Origin of the sequence: Amniculibacterium aquaticum, assembly GCF_003852705.1 — a bacterium.
GTDB lineage: Bacteria > Bacteroidota > Bacteroidia > Flavobacteriales > Weeksellaceae > Amniculibacterium > Amniculibacterium aquaticum.
Map to the genome: position 1 here is coordinate 67,721 of NZ_REFA01000011.1, position 19,463 is coordinate 87,183.

Consider the following 19,463-nt stretch of genomic DNA (forward strand, 5'->3'; position numbering starts at 1 on the left):
ATTTTAAAACCAATGTCCCAATATGACATTGAATATTTTTTTATTAAATTTTGAGTCTGTACTGTAGTTCAATTTAATTTGTCCAAAAGGGGATTTGTAACCTGCGGTTATTCCTAATCCATATTTTTTAACGGTAAAAAGTTCTTTAATATTGATTGTAAAAAATGGATTTGCAAAATCAAAATTCGTACTCAGATAGAATTTTTTATTGTAATTTCCTTCTAAAATTACGGATGTAGAAAGTAAATTTTGTGAACTTTCTTCACCAAAATTGTTGCCACTAAATGCTATAAAATTTCCTAAATTTTGCTCGAACAAGCCACCAAATCTATAGGTGTAAAAATAGGGTATTTGGTTGCCAATACTGAAACCACCAAACATGTTCATTCTGTAGGTCAAATATTTTTTTAAAGGAATATTGATGGTGGCGTTAATTTTTGCCTGAAGTGAATTTTTTTCTAATGTAGAATTCAAGACATCTAAAACTTTTCCTTCTGCATTAAGATAAAAACCACGAGTAGGAAACTCTTTATCGTCCTGTGTGTCCGTTTTTATGAATAGATAAGGATTAAGATAGGTTTTGTCCAATTGTAATGTTTTTGCAATGTTTTTGGACTGGAAATAGTCTAAACTTATACCACCACCAATAGCAAATTTATCTCTCCAAATGGATTGCAAATACGCTTCATTTCTAAACCAATTCCAGGTCTCGACAGGATCTCCATAGGTATTGTTTAGGTTGAATGACATTCCTGAAGAATAAATTCCGAATCCTGGAATGTATCCGTTATCAATAAAATAATTGTAATAGTATCTCGGTTTGTCGCCAATTACCACATCCAAAGTAATGGTAGAATTTCTGAAAATAAGTCTTTTTATGGTCGCATTCATCAACAATCCGGTATGAAAAATTTCATCATAATGAAGCCCAAATTTCAGATAAAATCGTGTATCGTTTTCTGTAACATTTAATTTTAAAACTTTTTTATCCTCAACATCATTGATTTCATAGGATATCAAATCATAATTATTGGTAGCATACAACTTTTCTATCATCCGGTTGATGCTGCCATAGGTCTGCATGGATGGTGTTTTTAGACCCAATTTACCTCGGACATAGGATGTGTTAAAAATATTGTTGTTTTCCAATGCCAAGCTGTCTATTTTATACACCGATGAGTAAATGTTGCTATAACTTGCTTTGGTATCTTTATTAATTTTTTTAGGAAGTTTTTCTAGAATATTGATGTAATCCAAAGCTGCTTCTGATCCCAGTTCAATAATTTTTTTCTTGTCATTATAGCTTGTAGCTGTTAGTCCTTCCAAATTGGGTTTGATGTTGATATCGGTATATTGATACTGGTTTTTGGTTTCTTTTTGAATGTTAAAGTCGATAACTTGATTGAGAATATCTACAGCAGAATTTAGATTTTTAGAATCGGCCAAACCTTGATTTAGATCTACGCCAATTACAACATCCATACCTTTATCTTTTAATGGTTTTGACGGATAATTTACAGTAATGGCACCGTCTATGTACAAAGAATCTCCAACTTTAACAGGATCTATTAAACCGGGAAAGGCAGTGCTTGCCATAATGGAATTGACCAAATCTCCATTTTCAAATATTTTCTTTTTACCATTTTCTAGATTGGTTGCAATGCATAAAAAAGGAATTTGAAGTTTGGAAAAATCGTTGACATTGGACACATTTTTAAACAATTCTTTTAGGAAATATATATTTTTTTGTCCCTTAGAATAGGCTTTAGGTAGAAAATTAATTTTACCATTTTTTATAGGAATATTCAGTATGTATTTGTCTGTGGCTTTATTAAAAAAAGTAGATTCTTTTCTGTTTTTTTTATTGGCTAAAATGGAGTAGAAGTCGATTTCTTTTACCATTTTTTCTATTTCTTTACCCGAATATCCGGAGGCATACAAACCACCAATTATGGCTCCCATACTGGTGCCAGAGATGTAATCTACCTTTACACCCAAAGAGTCCAAAACTTTCAGTACCCCAACATGGGCAAAGCCTTTAGCACCACCACCCGAGAGGGAAAGTCCTATTTTGGCATTTTCAGGAACGACGAAGTCCTTTTTTACCTGAGATTGTAAAAAAGTATAGAGAAAAAATAAGATGAATAAAACCGCTTTTTTTGTCATTAATTCTTAATATAAACTCTTTTTACCCTTCTCGAAATGGAAGTTAATACTTCATAAGGAATGGTTTTACAATATTCCGAAAATTTTTCAAGATTAGGATTTCCATTAAAAATACACACTTCATCGCCTTCTTTGGCGTTGGACTGGCTTACATCTACCATCAACATATCCATACATACATTACCAACAATGGGGTATATTTTTCCGTTTATCCCTACAGATCCCACTTTATTTCCTATGGATCTCGGTATTCCGTCGGCATAACCCACAGGGATGGTGGCTATTTTTGTAAGATTTTCCGTTTTATAATTTCTGTTGTATCCTACAGATTCTAAAGCCTCAACTTCGGAAATTTGAGAAATAACCGTTTTAAAACTTACAGTTCTTTGAAGCTTTTTACTCATTTCTTCATCTCCTGATATCCCGAGCATCCCAATTCCTATCCTTACCATGTCGAATTGATATTTGTGGTAATTATTGATTCCAGCAGAATTAAGAATGTGTCGAATGGGTTGATAGTTCAATCCTTTTATTAGAGCCGATGAAACACGATCAAAAGTTGAAATTTGTTTCAGGGTAAAATCTTTTTCTGATGGAATGTCCGATGATGAAAGATGGCTGAATATGCTTTTAACTTTCAGATTCATGCTACCAAGTTTCCCCACAAGCTCTTCAATTTCACGCTCCTTGAAACCCAATCGGTGCATACCGGTTTCCAGCTTGATGTGTATCGGATATTTGCCTTCCAAACCTTTATTTTTAAGCTGCTCGTAAAATAAATCCAAAACTCGGAAGCTATAAATTTCGGGTTCCAAATTATAGTCAATAACCGATTGATAACTGTGTTGCTCGGGATTCATCACGATTATAGGTGTGGTAATTCCATTTTTCCTCAAATCAACTCCTTCATCGGCAAAAGCCACACCAAGATAGTCGATGTGGTGATGTTGCAAAAACTCAGCAATCTCATATCCACCTAATCCATACGAGTAGGCTTTTACCATTGCCATCATTTTGGTTTCTGGTTTTAGAAGCGCTTTGTGAACATTGATGTTGTGAAGGATAGCGTTCAGATTAACTTCCAATACCGTATCGTGTTTTTGCAATTCCAGGTGGAATTTTATTTTTTCTATTTCAAATTTTCTAGCTCCTTTTAGTAAGATTAATGAATTTGAAATTTGGTTGATTTCTTGGCTAACAAGTAGTTTTTCTGTACTATCAAAAGAATAAGTTTCGGTATTGAATTCATTTTCAAGCTTCCTTATTTCTTTTCCTATCAAAAATAATTGGTCAAAATTTTGTTCGTTGGTCAGTTTTACCACCTCAGAATAAAGATTTTCTGTATTTTTACCTTCCACGAAATCCGTAAGAACCAATACTTTACGATCTTTTTTATATTCTTTTATAAATTGATAAGCAATAATTAACGAGTCCAAATCCAGATTGAATGAATCGTTGATCAAGGTATTGTTTCGTACGCCTTCTACACTTTCCAATCGCATTTCTACGGATTTCAGAACATTTATCTTATCAACAACCGTGTGGTAATCGTAGTTTAAATGACAAAGAACGGCAATAACTGCCAAGGCATTGGTTAAGGTTGCGGAGTCTCTTTTGCTAACCGGAAGGATAAAAGAGTCGTTAAAACATTGTATGATTAAATCTTCATTTTTATTGTTCCAATCGTTTTGTATGCGAATGTTGTTGTTGGAATTTAATCCAAAAGAAATTAGATTTTTATGGGAATAGTGTTGCTGTATTAATTCGTTTACCAAAGCGTGATCTCCGTTGTAGATGATGGTTTCTGAATTCTTAAACAATAGAAGTTTTTCCAAGATCAGTTCTTTTTCATCATCAAAATGAGCGGCATGGGCAGAACCGATGTGGGTAAGAACTCCAATTTTTGGAGAAAAAACATGTTCCAATTTTTCCATTTCTCCTTTTTTTGAAATTCCGGCTTCAAAAATTCCAATTTCATGGTCTTTGGAAATGTCCAACAACGATAGAGGCAATCCCAACTGAGAGTTGAAACTCTTGGGACTTTTTACGGCTTTGTAGTCGTTCATCAGACTTTGATACAGCCATTCCTTAACAATGGTTTTTCCGTTGCTCCCGGTAACACCAATCGATATCAATTCTGTAAATTGTTTGAAATGGAATTCTGCTAATTTTTGTAAAAAAGAGATTCCATCTTTTACAATAATCCAAGTTATGCCTTCGGAATTTTGTGTAATTCTCTCGGCTATAATAATTTTTACTCCTTTATCAATAACCGATGAAATGTATTTTTCACCAGAATTTTTCTTGGTATTGATGGCAATAAATGCCGTATTTTGGGTGGAGTAGATGTTTCTACTGTCAAAAGCGATTTTACGGATATGCAAGTTTTCATCACCAATCAACTCGGATTGTGTGATGTATGCAATATCTCTGGTCGTGTAATTCATTTAGTATTTATTTAGAACTTCATCCACAAAAACCCTTCTACTGACCGCCTCGTAACTATCGGTTTCTCCCAATTCGACAAGGTTTTCTCCAGAAGTTGTTCTCATAGAATAGTTGGCTAAGTTTCCTGTTTTTCTGCAAATGGCGTGCACTTTGGTTACATACTCAGCGGTTGCCATAAGATAAGGCATTGGTCCAAAAGGCCTGCCCAAAAAGTCCATATCCAGTCCTGCAATAACAACTCGTATGCCATTATTGGCCAGTTGATTGGCGACATCAGTAATGTTTTCATCAAAAAACTGAGCTTCGTCTATCCCAATGACATCGCATGTGGATCCCAAAAGCAAAATTTCGTGTGAACTTTCAACAGGAGTACTCAATATTTTGTTGTGATTGTGCGACACCACTTCTACATCATCGTATCGGGTATCAATTTTTGGTTTAAAGATTTCCACTTTTTGCCCCGCCATTTCTGCACGCCTCAACCTTCGGATCAGCTCTTCGGTCTTCCCGGAAAACATTGATCCACAGATTACTTCCATCCATCCACTTTGTTTTGCGTGGTTTATTGTATTTTCTAAAAACATTTATTAAATTAGCCGTAAGAATTAAATTTCAAAATTAAGGAAATTTTAATCAAGTCTATTATGCAAAACTTAGTTGATATCGAGGAAAAAGTTTTTTTTGAATGCCAAAACATCCTCGAAAGCCTTTCGAAAATTACCAATAGAGACGAGCTATTGCTCAAACAAGATTTGTTGAACGAACTTACAGAAAGAGTGGCTTTCCTAAAGGTTCTGGATAAAAACAAAGACAGTCTACTATCAAAAACTCAACAAGAAACTCAGCTCATCAACGAGACCGAGTTGTACGAAAACGAAATGTTTATCGACGAAAGCGAAGCATTGGATACCGATAACCAAGAGTTGGAAGAGGTTATTTTTAATAATGAATTGAATGAAATAAATTCTGAAGAATCCGAAGAAATTGCAGTTGAAACATCTGAAATTTCAAATGAAACCCATGAAGTTTTTGAAGAGGCAGTTGTGGACAATCAACCTGAAATACCTGCTGAATCGTTTGAAAATTCAAAGGAAATTTATGAAGAATCGATTAATGATTTGGATGATGAACTTCCTGTTGCCGAACTGATGAAAGAAGATGGAGATGATGAAAATCTTAGTATTTCTGATGAAATAAAGGTTGAAACCGATATAAAATCCGAAGATTTGCCCAATAGAGGTAAAATTGTAGATTACGAAAAAAACGATCCTAAACCATCCGAGAAAACGGTATATCTGGAAAGCGAACCCAAAGCTCCTGAGGATAAAAAAATCAGCCTGACCCAAATAAAAGGAATGAAAATGATCGAAAGCCTCTTTGACGACGATCCTTTGGAAAGGGTAAACCCACACCATCCAATCCTTGAAAAACCTCTTGTTGAAGCAAAAACAACAGTTGAAGAGGTAAAAACCATCGCGACTAAAAAGAAAATAGAATTTCGATTGGACATGAACGATAAGATTGCATTTTCTAAATTTTTATTCGACGGAAGTCAATCGGAAATGAACGAAACCATCTCCATCCTGAATGGTTTTGATACCCTAGAACAAGCCAAAGAGTATCTTAGCGATTTGTATTACGATAAAAAATGGGACAAAGTAGATGACTATGCACAGCGACTTTGGACCTTGGTCGAAAACAAATTTTTATAAACTAAAATCCCTGAAAAGGGATTTTTTTTGTTACTTAGCATCGGATAAATTTCAAATAATTTTTTTGAAAGTACTTTTTATGATTAAAACAATTTCGGATTTCAAAAATCCATTTTTTATAGGTGTAGCAGGGGTAGGCATGTCTGCTATTGCCCAATATTTGCAAGGTATAGGGAAAAATGTTTCGGGAAGTGATCGTTATTTTCACCCGGACGAATACAACAAAACCAAAACTCAACTAGAAACCGAAGGTATTTCCTGCTTTCTACAAGACGGTAGCGGTATTACCGAAAAAACCGATCTTGTAGTGGTTTCTACAGCAATAGAAGACACGGTTTATGAAGTACAAAAAGCCAAAGAATTGGGGATAACAATCATCAAAAGAAGCGAGCTGCTGTCCATTATTGCCAAAAGCAAAAGAACCATTGCTGTTGCCGGAACTTCTGGTAAATCGACCACATCGGCTATGTTATTCCAAATTTTATTGGATGCAGGATGGGATCCCAGCGTAATTTCAGGAGCCGGACTTACCAGCATCATCAAAAAAGGAAAAATAGGAAATGCCTATGTTGGGAAAGGCGATTGGCTGATTATTGAAGCCGATGAAAGCGACGGATCTGTAGTGCAATACCACCCAGAAATTGGTTTGTTACTGAATGTGGACAAAGACCATCAAGAAATCGACGAATTGATGGACTTGTTCGGTCAGTTCAAAAAAAATACAACAGGACTGTTTGTTGTTAATCAGAACAATAAATATTCAAAACAATTATCAACAGATGCAAATCAAGATTTTGGATTTGAAAATAACAAATCGGGTTACAATGCCACAAATTTTGTTCAAGATGGTTTTCAGCTGAGTTTCCAACTGCGAAATCAAGTTTTTAAAATGAATGCCATTGGTCAATATTCTGTTGAAAATGCTACTGCTGCAGTAGCTGTACTTCACCAAATAGGAATAGATCTGGAAACTTGTGCCAAAAGCCTAGAAAATTACGAGGGAATCTACAGAAGGCAACAAATCTTAGGAAATAAAAACGGAGTTTGGGTCATTGACGATTATGCCCACAATCCTGCAAAATGTGCTGCGAGCATTAGAGCATGTCAACCGCTTTCCAACAAGGTTATTGCATGGTTTCAACCGCACGGTTACGGCCCTACACGATTTCTCAGAAAAGATTTTGTTGATGAAATTTCACAAGCACTTCGCCCTAATGATGAAATCTGGATGTCCGAAATTTTCTATGCCGGAGGTACTGCTGTCAAAGATATTTCGGCCAACGATTTGGTTAATGATATCAAAATAAAAGGTTCAAAATCCCATTTTGTTGAAGACAGAAACAACCTATCTAAAGAACTAAAAAAAGTTTTAAAATCCGGCGATGTCCTTTTATTGATGGGCGCGAGAGATCCTGGACTGGAAGATTTTTGTAAAGATTTGTACGAAAATTTATCATTAGATTAGACCACTGGTCAAAACCTCAGACTGTCCATCGATGCTTACTTTTCTACTTATAAAATAGAGAGTTCCGTAGAAACGGCCAATATACAGGATTGGATATTTTCCATCCTAAAGATGCATAAAAAGCGATTTATCAAAATTGGAATAAATTCCAACAAAAAAAATAAAAAATGAGCGGGATCCTATATTTTGTACCAACACCCGTAGGTAATTTAGAAGACATGACCTTTAGAGCCATCAAAGTTCTAAAAGAAGTCGATTATATTTTGTGCGAAGATACCCGAACTTCTGGGGTTTTGCTCAAACATTTCGAAATATCCAAGCCTTTGCGTTCCTATCACCTTCATAACGAGCATCAGGCAACTGAAAAAGTAATACAAGATTTGAAGGACGGACAAAACATTGCCATCATCACAGATGCCGGAACACCAGGCATTTCGGATCCAGGATATCTCCTGGCAAAAGCAGGTGCCGATAACAATGTCGAAATGATTTGCCTTCCGGGAGCAACGGCTTTTGTACCGGCATTGGTGGTCTCTGGACTTCCCAATCACGACTTTTATTTTGCAGGTTTTTTACCTCAAAAAAAAGGAAGACAAACCAAATTAAAACAATTGGCAGAAGAAAAGAAAACCATTATTTTGTACGAAAGCCCACACAAGATCAATACGACTTTGGAACAAATAAAAGAGTATTTTGGCGAAGAAACTCGGGTGAGCCTGAGTCGTGAGATTTCCAAAAAATTTGAAGAAACCAAAAGAGGAACCATCAACGACTTGATTGATTTTTCCAAAAGTAAAACTTTAAAAGGAGAAATTGTATTAATTGTGAATAATGCTTAATCGTTTTTAATTGATTTCAAGCCCAATAAGAAATTAACAAAGTCGTGCATAATTTTTCTAAATTTGCATCATACATAAGAAAATAATAAAATCATGAAATTACTCGAAGGAAAAGTAGCCTTAATCACAGGCGGAACAAGAGGAATTGGAAAAGGAATTGTAGAAATATTCGCTGCGCAAGGTGCCAAAATAGCCTTTACCTACGCAGGTTCTGTAGAAAAAGCTCAAGAATTGGAAACTTTATTGGGTGCTGTAACTCAGATCAAAGCCTATCAATCGGATGCCTCAGATTATGAAGCCGCTCAAAAATTGGTCGATGATGTAATGACTGATTTTGGAAAAATCGATATTCTCATCAACAATGCCGGAATTACGCGCGATAACCTGATGCTTAGGATGTCCAAAGAAGATTGGGACACCATCATCAAAGTCAATTTGGATTCGGTATTTAATCTAACCAAAGCGGTTATCAAACCGATGATGAAAGCAAAAGCAGGATCCATCATCAACATGACTTCTGTAGTTGGGGTCAAAGGCAATGCCGGACAAGCCAATTATGCAGCATCTAAAGCCGGTGTTATTGGTTTTTCTAAATCCATTGCTTTGGAGTTGGGCTCTAGAAACATCCGTTGCAATGCCATTGCTCCAGGTTTTATAGAAACCGAAATGACTGCTGCTTTGGATGAAAAAACCGTACAAGGTTGGAGAGAAGCAATCCCTTTGAAAAGAGGAGGTCAACCGGAAGATGTTGCCAATGCTTGCGTGTTTTTGGGCAGCGACATGTCGGCGTACATTACCGGTCAAGTAATGAATGTGGATGGCGGAATGCTTACCTAAAATTTGTTGATATAATAATAAATACAACTTTGGGAAAGCTCGACTTTTCCAAAGTTTTTTTTGAATAAATATGAAAAAAATAACCCTACAAAAATCCATTTTTCAAAGACCTATTTTCGTCTTTGCAATGAAAGAAGAAGCCGTAAATTTGTTTGATGATTATCAATTGATTTTTACAGGATTAGGCAAGATCAATGCAAGTTATGAATTAACAAAAGCTATTGCCAAATATGCTCCTGATATCATCATTAACTTGGGTACAGCCGGCAGTACTTTGTTCAACCGTGGCGAAGTGGTTTGTTGCAATCAATTTGTACAAAGGGACATGGATGTTTCCGCCTTAGGATTTGAAAAATTCAAAACACCATTTGCAAAAGAAGAATCCATTTTAAAATACGGATTGGAATTGGACGAGCTGAATCTAGGAACCTGTGGCACTGGAGACTCTTTCGAAACCGAACATCGCAATACCGAATACAATGTGGTGGACATGGAAGCCTATGCATTGGCTGCGATTGCCCAAAGAGAACAGATCCCTTTTCTTTGCTTAAAGTACATTTCGGACGGTGCAGATGACAACGCTGTGGACGATTGGAATGAAGGGGTAAAAAAAGCTGCAAAAGCTTTGAAATCTTCTCTGGGATTGGACTAATCCATCTTTGTGGATAAAGTTTAGGATAGATTTAACACCGTGTTAAGCGGTTTACTTTTACTTTTCCGTAAATTTGCAAAAATTTAAAAATAACCATTTCAAATTCAAACTATTAAAATTTTATGTCATTAATTAAATCAATATCCGGAATCCGTGGTACCATAGGTGGAAAAGTAAACGACAACCTTACCCCTTTGGATGTAGTAAAATTTGCTTCGGCCTTCGGAACTTGGCTTCAACAAAATAAAAATTCTAAAAATTTAACCATCGTTATCGGTCGTGATGCCCGAATTTCTGGACAAATGGTATCTTCCTTGGTGGCATCGACCTTACAAGGTTTAGGGATCAATGTGATCGATTTGGGACTTTCTACCACACCAACAGTAGAAGTGATGGTGCCCGAACTGAATGCAGACGGTGGGATTATCCTAACCGCTTCTCACAACCCAAAACAATGGAACGCCCTGAAATTGTTGAACGATAAAGGCGAATTCATCAATGCTGAAGAAGGAGCTAAAGTCTTGGAATTGGCTGAAAATGAAGATTTCGACTATGCTCAAGTGGACGATTTGGGATCTTACGAAACCAGAAACGACGCTTTCGATATCCATATTCAGAAAATTTTAGACTTGCCAATGGTGGATGCAGAAGCCATAAAAGCTAAAAAATACAAAGTAGTTTTGGATGCTGTTAACTCAACAGGGGGAATTTCCTTGCCACCATTGTTGGAAAAACTGGGTTGCGAAGTGGTAAAATTATACTGCGAACCAAACGGTCAATTTCCACACAATCCAGAACCGTTAAAAGAGCATCTTACCGATATTTGCGAATTGATGAAAACCGAAAAAGCCGATTTGGGCATCGTGGTCGATCCGGATGTAGATCGTTTGGCTCTTATCGATGAAAACGGCGAAATGTTCGGTGAAGAATATACTTTGGTTGCTGTAGCCGATTATCTTTTGAAAAATAAAAACGGAGTGGCCATTTCTAACCTTTCATCCAGCAGAGCCCTGAGAGATGTTGCCCACAGACACAATTCAGAATATTTTGCATCGGCAGTGGGTGAGGTCAATGTGGTGAATTTGATGAAAGAAAAAAATGCCGTAATCGGTGGCGAAGGCAACGGCGGCATCATCTACCCGGATTTGCATTACGGAAGAGATTCCTTGGTAGGCGCAGCTTTGTTCTTGACGCATTTGGCCAAAGAAAATAAAAAGGTTTCAGAACTTAGAGCTTCTTATCCGCCTTATTTTATGGGGAAAAAGAAAATCGATTTGCTCCCAACCATCGATGTAGATGCCTTGTTGGAAAAAATGAAAGTTGAATTTAAAGATCAAGAAATTTCAACAGTGGACGGAGTGAAAATTGATTTCCCAGGAAATTGGGTACACCTAAGAAAATCCAATACCGAACCGATTATCCGAATCTATACCGAAGCTCCAACGCAAGAAGAAGCCGATAATTTGGGCGATAAAATGATCGCTAAAATGAAATCGTTAATTTAGAAAAAACTTAGAGCCTGTTTAAATTTTATATCTAGAATTTTTGTAAAGATATTTAGATGGATTTTGGGTTTTAAAATTGAAGTTTTAGCAGGCTAAAACAAAAATTTAAAATGCAAAATACGCTAAATAGAATACAAAAAGGCAGATAAGAAAGATTAGAAATAGCCGAATTATTATATCGGTAAAATTTTAAATAGGCTCTAAGATTAGCATCATTTTTGATGGTGTTTAATTTAAAAATAAACCATTTTGGAGGAATTTTTTGAAAACGAACTGATTGTAAAGTTCGAAAATATGATTGAGAATAATGAAGAAACCTACTTTGATACCGACGAGTTGGAAGAAATCATCATTCATTATCTCGAAATTGGAGATGTAGAATTGGCAGAAACCGCAGTGAATTTTGCAACCAAATTGCACCCGGATTCTATTGAAGTGAAAACCAAAAAATTAGAAGTCCTTTTGGAATTGGAACACTATTCAGAAGCCAAAATCATCATTGAAGAACTGAAAGACACATCCGGAGACAGCACCGATTTTTTGGTGTGCTGTGCCAAATACTACTCCAACCTTGGACATACCAAAAAAGCCATTGAATATTGCGAAATGGCTCTGCAATTGGGCGATGAAGAAAATTTCTTGCACAATTTTATTGCCGACGAATTGGTCAATATCGGCGATCCTTTCAATGCCCTAAAGCATTATCAATTGGCACTGAAAGCCGATGCACAAGACGATTATGCCTTGGAAAACGCCATGTTCTGCTTCAACCGACTCAACAAATCCGATGAAGCCATCGACTTCCTAAACCATTATTTGGACCAGTTTCCCTATTCCGAAACCGCTTGGATGGAGTACGGACAGTATTATTTCAACAAAAAAAATTACGAAGAAGCCATAAAAGGTTTCGATTTCCTTTTGGCCATCAACAGTACTTCCGTTGGGGTATATGCCAATATTGCAGCATGTTACGAAGCAATGAAACTTTGGAAAAATGCCATCTCCACCTATGAAGAATCCATGGAATACGAATTTACCAAAGCCTATACATTCTACAAAATTGGACTTTGCTACAAAGAAATGAAGCAACTGACAGCGGCGCTCAATGCATTTCAAAAATCACTTCGAGAAGACCCTCAGTTTTATCTCGCGATGATGGAACAAAGCGAATTGTACGAAGAAATGGGCAGCATGAAAGAGGCCTTGCATTTCGCAAGAGAAGCAACCTTTCTCAACACCAACAATTTGGACTATCAAAAAAAATTAGCATATCTGTACATAGAAGCCGGCCGTTACGAAGAAAGTTTGGAATGTTTGGTCAGATTGATCGATGCCGAACCCGACCGCTTCTACAATTGGTATGCCTACACCGAAGTTTTGATGCTCATTGGCGAATACGAAGAAGCCGTAACCGCCCTGAAATTGGCCATAGAAAAGAACGAAAGAGCAGAATTGTATTACCAATTGAGCAACTCCTATTTCCACCTAAAAATGAACAAGGAAGCCAACAATGCATTGGCACAAGCCATTTTCTTAGACGCTTCGTTGTTAGAAGATATGAAAATGAAATATCCAACCCTAAAATCCGAAGTCAAGAAAGTCAAGTCCGGAAAAAAAGGATTATAATTTTTTTTCTTTGGGCAGCTTTTCCGCCTTCCGCTCCCAATCTTTTTTTGCCCACGCTTTTCAAAAAAACCTACAAAAGCCAGCCGTAAAAAAAAGATTTCCGCTCAAGTCGGGCTGCAACCACTCAGGAGAGATACAGATCTTAACATGAACAAGCAATAACCGTTTGAAAATTTTTTTCAAACGGTTTTTAATTTTATTCTAATTTTGTGAAATCAAAAAAAATATGAATAAAAACCATGAATAAAATTATTTTCTTTTGTGTAACGGTATTGTTTTTTCAATTTTCATTTTCACAAATTACCATTTCCGGAACGGTAACTTACAGAAACAAACCGGTTAAGGATGTCAGCGTAACCCTAAAAGACACCTATGACGGAGCAACTACAGACGGCAACGGTCATTATTCCTTCACAACCGAAGAAAAAGGAAAAAAAATCTTGGAATTTACCCATCACAAATATGTAGAAACCTCGGTGGAAACAAACATAACATCAGAAAATATCCTTCAAAACGCAACTTTAAAAGAAAAGATTAATGAAATAGATGCTGTGGTCATCACCGCAGGAAACATAGAGGCAAGCGACAAAAATCGAGCAACAGCACTGCTTTCTCCCATAGATATATATACAACAGCCGGAGCCGACGGACAGATATCTTCAGCACTCAATTATCTACCGGGAGTACAAAAAGTAGGCGATACCGAAGGCTTGTTCATCCGCGGAGGTAGCGGTACAGAAGCTAAAATTTTTATGGACGGCTCTTTGGTCAACAATTATTTTTCGACCTCCATCCCAGGAATGGCAGGGAGAGACCGGTTCAATACTTCGCTTTTCAAGGGTAATGTTTTTTCCAGCGGTGGATATTCTGCACTCTATGGACAAGCTTTGTCAGGAGCACTGATGTTGGAAAGTGTCGATTTGCCAGAGACTTCTTCGTACGATGTAGGGATATCTCCCATTTTTATCAACGGAAGTTTTCAACATTTGTCCAAGGATAAAAATCATTCTTTTGGAGCCAGTTTGGGCTATTCCAATCTTAGATTGATGCAAAAACTTCTTAATTTTAATACCCATTTTACAAAAGCTCCGGAAGATTGGTCTGCAGATGCCAATTTTAGAATCAAAACAAAATCCGGAGGGATGTGGAAATACTATGGCAATTTCGACCAAGGAACAATGAAGGTTCAAAATGAAAGTTTAGAAGCCAATTCAGACCAAACGGAAACCGGCCTTAATTCATTAAATACCTACCACAACCTTTCATTCAAACAAAAATTCGGAAGTTATTTGTTAAAAATAGGAACTTCTGTGGCCTATAACCATTCCGATTTGTACTTTTATAGCTACAATTTGGGACAACAAATATCGTATTTTCCATTGCAAAACAAAGGAAATTACTGGAATGGAAAAGCAGTGGTCGAAAGAAAACTGAATGCAGTTTCGGCCATTAGAGCCGGTTTTGAACTGAATCAAAGTAAAGAGAGCAACAATTACGGAAAGGATTTTCACGATTTTATTTCATCGGGTTTTGCAGAAATGGATTGGGCTTTTAGCAACCGATTTTCAACCAAACTTGGAGCTAGAGCAGAGCATTCCGATTATTTGAATAAAATGAATTTTTCCCCAAGAATGGCTTTGGCCTATAAGCTGTCCTCCGACTGGATTAGCTCTTTGGCATACGGAGTTTTTTATCAAAATCCGGATAGCAAATACCTGAACTACCCACTTTCTTTGGGCTATCAAAAGGCCGAGCATTATATTTTTCAATTGCAAAGAAATGCAGACGGAAGAAGTTTAAGGATGGAAGCGTTTTACAAAAACTATTCTAATCTGGATAAAACCCTAAGCAATGGATTTTTTCAAAATACAATCAACAATGATGGCTCTGGAAAAGCAAAAGGCATCGAACTTTTTTGGAGGGATAAAAAATCTTTGAAGACCATAGATTATTGGGTTTCTTATTCTTACCTCGATACCGAAAGGGAGTTTCTTAATTATCCGTCGTTTTTAGTACCCACATTTGCTGCCAAACATACCTTATCCGTTGTTGCTAAAAAATTTGTAACCAATTGGAAAACAGGATTCAATCTGTCATATACTTACAATTCCGGAAGACCTTTTTACGACATTGCCAACAACGGTGGACAGAATTATTTAAGAAATTCGGGATGGGTGAAAGACTATAATTCTTTGAATTTTTCCGTGAACTATTTGCCCAATCTCGGCAAACAGGATTCTAAATATTTTACCGTTTTGGTGCTGAGTATTTCCAATATTCTGGGATCTAAAAATGTGTACGGATATCAGTTTTCACAAGACGGAAGCCGAAATGCAGCAACAGTTCCTCCCATTGGTTCTTTCGTTTTTATTGGGGCGTTCATTTCTTTTGGTGTGGACAAGACCAACGATGCCATTAACAACAATTTGTAAGCTAAATTTTGTTTAGAATGATTTGTATATTGCTGAAAAATAGATAATTTTGCAATCTGATTTTTAATGACCTCATTGGAAATCATAAAATGAAGAAAATTATTTAAACTAAAACATGAAGAAATTTTTGTTTTTTGCATCCTTATTCGTTTCATCCATCTTTTTCGCTCAAGACCTTGAGGATCGATTGGAAATGAATACAGAGAACAGCAGAAATATCAACCAACTTGAAATTAAAAAACCATTTTTCCAATTAGCAATTAAAGATTGTGATATTTTGTCACCGGCGCAATTTGAAGGCGGAACTTATGCCTTTAGTTCACTGCTCTCAAAGTATATGATGACCTATCTAAATTCGGATATGTATCGACTAAATGGAGATTTTTCCTTTGTCATTACCATCAACAAAGAGGGCGATGTAACAGATGTAGAAGGACATCCTGAAGTGCCCAACAGCAAATATTTTTTTGAAGATATGAAATACATTTTCAGAAGAATTAATAAAAAATGGAAACCAGCAACTTGTGTGGGAGTACCAACAACTTCCAAAGTCAAGATCAACATGACTTTTTCTTCCATGGGAATTGAAGTCTGATTTTTGAAAAAATAATACTTAAATCCTCTAAGAACAACTTTTTAGAGGATTTTTTATTTGAAAATACTACCTTTGCAAATTATCAGAAAACTGAATGAAAAATATCCGTAATTTTTGCATCATCGCCCACATCGACCACGGTAAAAGCACCTTGGCAGATAGGCTTTTAGAATATACCAATACCGTAACCCAAAGAGAGCTTCAGTCTCAGACTTTGGACGATATGGATTTGGAGAAAGAAAGAGGAATCACCATAAAGTCTCATGCCATACAAATGGATTATGAGTACAAAGGAGAGAAATTTGTTCTTAACTTGATTGATACTCCCGGACATGTGGATTTTTCTTACGAGGTTTCCCGATCTATTGCCGCATGCGAAGGGGCTCTTCTTATTGTAGATGCTGCACAAAGTATTCAGGCGCAGACCATTTCCAATTTGTATTTGGCGCTGGAAAATGATCTGACCATCATCCCAATTCTTAATAAAATCGATCTTCCATCCGCCAATCCAGAAGAGGTAACGGATGAAATCATGAACCTTATTGGTTGCGAATACGAAGATGTATTAAGAGTTTCTGGAAAAACCGGTGAAGGGGTACATCAGTTATTGGAGCAAATTGTTGAAAGAATTCCTGCTCCAGTTGGTGATCCAGAAGCACCACTTCAAGCTCTAATTTTTGACTCGGTTTACAATCCTTTCCGAGGGATTGAAGCCTATTTTAAAATTGTGAACGGGAGCATAAAGAAGGGACAGAAAGTAAAATTCATGGCAACAAGCAAAACTTACGATGCCGATGAAGTGGGAACCTTGAAACTGAAACAAGCTCCAAAAAAATCCATAGAATGTGGAGATGTTGGATACATCATCTCAGGGATTAAAGACGCTAGAGAGGTTAAGGTGGGAGATACCATTACCTCTGCCGAAAATCCTGCTCTTGCAGCGATTGAAGGTTTTGAAGAGGTTAAACCCATGGTTTTTGCCGGAATCTACCCGATTGAGTCCGAGGATTTTGAAGAGCTGAGAGCTTCTTTGGAAAAATTAAGACTGAACGATGCTTCTTTGGTGTTTGAAGCCGAAAGTTCTGCAGCCTTAGGCTTTGGTTTCCGATGCGGATTCCTAGGGATGTTGCACATGGAAATCGTACAGGAACGATTGGACAGAGAGTTCAACATGAATGTGATTACTACCGTTCCCAATGTATCGTACCACGGTTATACCAAAAAAGATCCTGAAGAAGCCATTTTAATTAACAACCCTTCCGAAATGATGGATCCAACCACCATGGACAGGGTAGAAGAGCCGTACATTAAAGCATCCATCATCACAAAATCGGATTTTGTAGGATCGGTTATGACTTTGTGTATCGAGAAAAGAGGCGAGTTGGTTAACCAAAGTTACCTAACCACCGATAGGGTCGAGTTGGTATTCAATATGCCATTGTCCGAAGTGGTTTTCGATTTTTATGATCGCTTGAAATCCATTTCCAAAGGATATGCATCTTTCGACTATCACCCAATTGGTTTCAGACCGTCAAAATTGGTAAAAATGGACATCCTGATCAACGGAGATATGGTGGATGCTCTATCTTCACTGATCCACGATAGCAACGCATATTATATCGGTAAGAAAATGTGCGAAAAACTGAGAGAACTGATCCCGAGACAACAATTCGATATTGCAGTTCAGGCCGCTTTAGGAACCAAAGTAATCGCCAGAGAAACCATAAAAGCTTTAAGAAAAGATGTTACGGCTAAGTGTTATGGAGGTGATATTTCCAGAAAAAGAAAGCTTCTAGAAAAGCAAAAAGAAGGAAAGAAAAAGATGAAACAAATCGGTAGAGTAGAGGTGCCACAATCTGCATTTATGGCAGTACTAAAACTGAACGATTAATTTTAAAAGTATAGAAATAAAAAGGGATGCAAGTTGGTTTGCATCCCTTATTTTATGTAAAAGAAAATGTTATTTTGGCAAATGGGATTTTAAAGCTTTTTCTGCACGGATAATGGCCAACTTTTCTTTCCAATCCATGTAATTTTTTTTAAACTTGGATTTCATGATATTGTCAAACTTTCTCTGGACGGTCAAATTCCAGAGGGAATGTGCTTTTACAGCCCACGACTTGTCCCAAGCTCTTAATGAAATGGAAAAACTTCCATCCAAATATTTCATCCAATGCCACCAACCTGTAGGCATAAAAAGCGTATCACCATGTTCTAGGAAACACTCAATACCTTCGACTCCTTTCAGTGCTGGAAATTTTTCGAAATCCGGATTGGCAATGTTATAATCCTCCAAAGCATAAGTGGCATACGGGATTTGGTACAATCGCTCTTTCCATTTATAATCAAAAAGCAAAATGTGCTTTCTGCCGTTAAAATGCGTGTGGAAGATGTGCGCCATATCGATATCAAAATGCAGGAAAGTTTCAGAACCCTGACCACCAAAAAACATGGTAGGATATTTGTCTAAAAAGCCTCCCATCAAATCTTTTGGAAAAATATAATCGTTTAGCAATCCCGGAGCTCTTTTTATAGGGTCGAATAAGAAAATCCTAAGATCGGTTGGTTGGCTTTGTATCAAGTCGATGTAGTCTGCAAACTTCATTTCTGCCGCGGAGGCGTTGATAGGAGCAGAAGGATCGGCCTTGGAGCTGTCGTAGAGCGGTACCGTAACATCACCCACCACTTCTTTCATGTAATCCATGGTCCATTTTTGAAAAGCAGGCCATTTTTTAGCCATGTTTTTAATAACCACCGGCGTCCTTGTTTTTAGGTATTTTTCTTCAAATTCTTCTTTGCTAATGTCTTCAACAACATCTATTGGTTTCAGGATCAGTCCCATAATACTTGTGCTTAGAATAGCAAAAATATTAATTTTTTTAAAATTTAAAAAGCGTATTATTTTTTTAGGTGAATAAAATAAATGTAAAATTTATGATTATCCATTGAATGTGTAATCTTCCCATTCTTAGTAACACTCAAAAGTAGAGATTTTATTTAATATTTCTGTTGTTGGTGTTGAATAATTTTGTTGAAATGTGGGAAAATCTGCTGGATTAGTGTGGCTGATTTTTCCATATTTCAATAAAAAATCCCTCGGTGTGAGATATTGCAATGCACTGTGTGGTCTTTCGTTGTTGTATTTCCACATCCATATTTCTGCGTAATTTCTCATTTGTTTCACGC

15 protein-coding genes are annotated in these 19,463 nt (G+C 36.8%); 10 read left to right on the plus strand and 5 right to left on the minus strand.

The window, feature by feature from the left end:
* Window positions 1–3: 3 nt before the first annotated feature.
* Genes EIY84_RS06570 through EIY84_RS06580 form a run of 3 tightly spaced genes read right to left on the minus strand, consistent with a single transcriptional unit; the run spans window position 4 to window position 5,198 of the window.
* On the minus strand, window positions 4–2,166 hold the full coding sequence (locus EIY84_RS06570) for a patatin-like phospholipase family protein (RefSeq protein ID WP_124641443.1): 2,163 nt from the start codon (window positions 2,164–2,166) through the stop codon (window positions 4–6).
* Complete coding sequence (locus EIY84_RS06575; RefSeq protein WP_124641445.1) at window positions 2,166–4,613, minus strand: bifunctional UDP-N-acetylmuramoyl-tripeptide:D-alanyl-D-alanine ligase/alanine racemase; 2,448 nt, start codon at window positions 4,611–4,613, stop codon at window positions 2,166–2,168. The genes EIY84_RS06570 and EIY84_RS06575 overlap by 1 nt, the downstream gene beginning before the upstream one ends.
* A complete protein-coding gene (locus EIY84_RS06580) occupies window positions 4,614–5,198 on the minus strand; it encodes a thymidine kinase (RefSeq protein ID WP_124641447.1) in 585 nt (194 codons plus the stop codon). It lies immediately after the preceding gene.
* Between the two features lie 60 nt (window positions 5,199–5,258).
* Between EIY84_RS06580 and EIY84_RS06585 the strand changes: the two genes are divergently transcribed.
* The 10 genes from EIY84_RS06585 (at window position 5,259) to lepA (ending at window position 18,168) form a co-directional block, all read left to right on the plus strand.
* Complete coding sequence (locus EIY84_RS06585; protein ID WP_124641449.1) at window positions 5,259–6,326, plus strand: hypothetical protein; 1,068 nt, start codon at window positions 5,259–5,261, stop codon at window positions 6,324–6,326.
* Window positions 6,327–6,405: 79 nt separating this feature from the next.
* Window positions 6,406–7,791 carry a UDP-N-acetylmuramate--L-alanine ligase gene (locus EIY84_RS06590; protein WP_124641451.1) on the plus strand — a complete coding sequence of 462 codons (1,386 nt, stop codon included), beginning with the start codon at window positions 6,406–6,408 and terminating at the stop codon, window positions 7,789–7,791.
* Between the two features lie 167 nt (window positions 7,792–7,958).
* Complete coding sequence (gene rsmI / locus EIY84_RS06595) at window positions 7,959–8,630, plus strand: 16S rRNA (cytidine(1402)-2'-O)-methyltransferase (protein WP_124641453.1); 672 nt, start codon at window positions 7,959–7,961, stop codon at window positions 8,628–8,630.
* Between the two features lie 93 nt (window positions 8,631–8,723).
* Window positions 8,724–9,467: a 3-oxoacyl-[acyl-carrier-protein] reductase gene (fabG, locus tag EIY84_RS06600; RefSeq protein ID WP_124641454.1), complete on the plus strand. Its 744-nt coding sequence runs from the start codon at window positions 8,724–8,726 to the stop codon at window positions 9,465–9,467.
* 70 nt (window positions 9,468–9,537) lie between these two features.
* On the plus strand, window positions 9,538–10,119 hold the full coding sequence (locus EIY84_RS06605; RefSeq protein ID WP_124641457.1) for a 5'-methylthioadenosine/S-adenosylhomocysteine nucleosidase family protein: 582 nt from the start codon (window positions 9,538–9,540) through the stop codon (window positions 10,117–10,119).
* A 122-nt stretch (window positions 10,120–10,241) separates the two neighbouring features.
* Entirely contained in the window at window positions 10,242–11,624 is a 1,383-nt protein-coding gene (glmM, locus tag EIY84_RS06610) for a phosphoglucosamine mutase (RefSeq protein WP_124641459.1), read from the plus strand.
* A 249-nt stretch (window positions 11,625–11,873) separates the two neighbouring features.
* Window positions 11,874–13,250, plus strand: a complete 1,377-nt coding sequence (locus tag EIY84_RS06615; protein WP_124641461.1) for a tetratricopeptide repeat protein — start codon at window positions 11,874–11,876, stop codon at window positions 13,248–13,250.
* 239 nt (window positions 13,251–13,489) lie between these two features.
* Window positions 13,490–15,682 carry a TonB-dependent receptor gene (locus tag EIY84_RS06620; protein WP_124641463.1) on the plus strand — a complete coding sequence of 731 codons (2,193 nt, stop codon included), beginning with the start codon at window positions 13,490–13,492 and terminating at the stop codon, window positions 15,680–15,682.
* A 115-nt stretch (window positions 15,683–15,797) separates the two neighbouring features.
* Entirely contained in the window at window positions 15,798–16,277 is a 480-nt protein-coding gene (locus EIY84_RS06625) for a hypothetical protein (protein ID WP_124641465.1), read from the plus strand.
* A gap of 94 nt (window positions 16,278–16,371) precedes the next feature.
* Window positions 16,372–18,168, plus strand: a complete 1,797-nt coding sequence (gene lepA / locus EIY84_RS06630) for a translation elongation factor 4 (protein ID WP_124641467.1) — start codon at window positions 16,372–16,374, stop codon at window positions 18,166–18,168.
* A gap of 69 nt (window positions 18,169–18,237) precedes the next feature.
* On the opposite strand, the gene EIY84_RS06635 is transcribed toward lepA, so the two are convergent.
* Entirely contained in the window at window positions 18,238–19,119 is an 882-nt protein-coding gene (locus tag EIY84_RS06635; RefSeq protein WP_124641470.1) for a cupin-like domain-containing protein, read from the minus strand.
* A 126-nt stretch (window positions 19,120–19,245) separates the two neighbouring features.
* On the minus strand, window positions 19,246–19,463 hold a 218-nt coding region (locus EIY84_RS06640), incomplete at its 5' end, for an integrase core domain-containing protein (protein WP_206428195.1).

Bases quoted from the DNA above. Each gene is read 5' to 3' on its own strand.
- EIY84_RS06580 (WP_124641447.1), bottom strand. From the start codon at position 5,198: ATGTTTTTAGAAAATACAATAAACCACGCAAAACAAAGTGGATGGATG.
- rsmI (WP_124641453.1), top strand. From the start codon at position 7,959: ATGAGCGGGATCCTATATTTTGTACCAACACCCGTAGGTAATTTAGAA.
- EIY84_RS06620 (WP_124641463.1), top strand. From the start codon at position 13,490: ATGAATAAAATTATTTTCTTTTGTGTAACGGTATTGTTTTTTCAATTT.
- EIY84_RS06590 (WP_124641451.1), top strand. From the start codon at position 6,406: ATGATTAAAACAATTTCGGATTTCAAAAATCCATTTTTTATAGGTGTA.
- lepA (WP_124641467.1), top strand. From the start codon at position 16,372: ATGAAAAATATCCGTAATTTTTGCATCATCGCCCACATCGACCACGGT.
- EIY84_RS06570 (WP_124641443.1), bottom strand. From the start codon at position 2,166: ATGACAAAAAAAGCGGTTTTATTCATCTTATTTTTTCTCTATACTTTT.
- EIY84_RS06625 (WP_124641465.1), top strand. From the start codon at position 15,798: ATGAAGAAATTTTTGTTTTTTGCATCCTTATTCGTTTCATCCATCTTT.
- glmM (WP_124641459.1), top strand. From the start codon at position 10,242: ATGTCATTAATTAAATCAATATCCGGAATCCGTGGTACCATAGGTGGA.
- EIY84_RS06575 (WP_124641445.1), bottom strand. From the start codon at position 4,613: ATGAATTACACGACCAGAGATATTGCATACATCACACAATCCGAGTTG.
- EIY84_RS06635 (WP_124641470.1), bottom strand. From the start codon at position 19,119: ATGGGACTGATCCTGAAACCAATAGATGTTGTTGAAGACATTAGCAAA.
- fabG (WP_124641454.1), top strand. From the start codon at position 8,724: ATGAAATTACTCGAAGGAAAAGTAGCCTTAATCACAGGCGGAACAAGA.
- EIY84_RS06605 (WP_124641457.1), top strand. From the start codon at position 9,538: ATGAAAAAAATAACCCTACAAAAATCCATTTTTCAAAGACCTATTTTC.
- EIY84_RS06585 (WP_124641449.1), top strand. From the start codon at position 5,259: ATGCAAAACTTAGTTGATATCGAGGAAAAAGTTTTTTTTGAATGCCAA.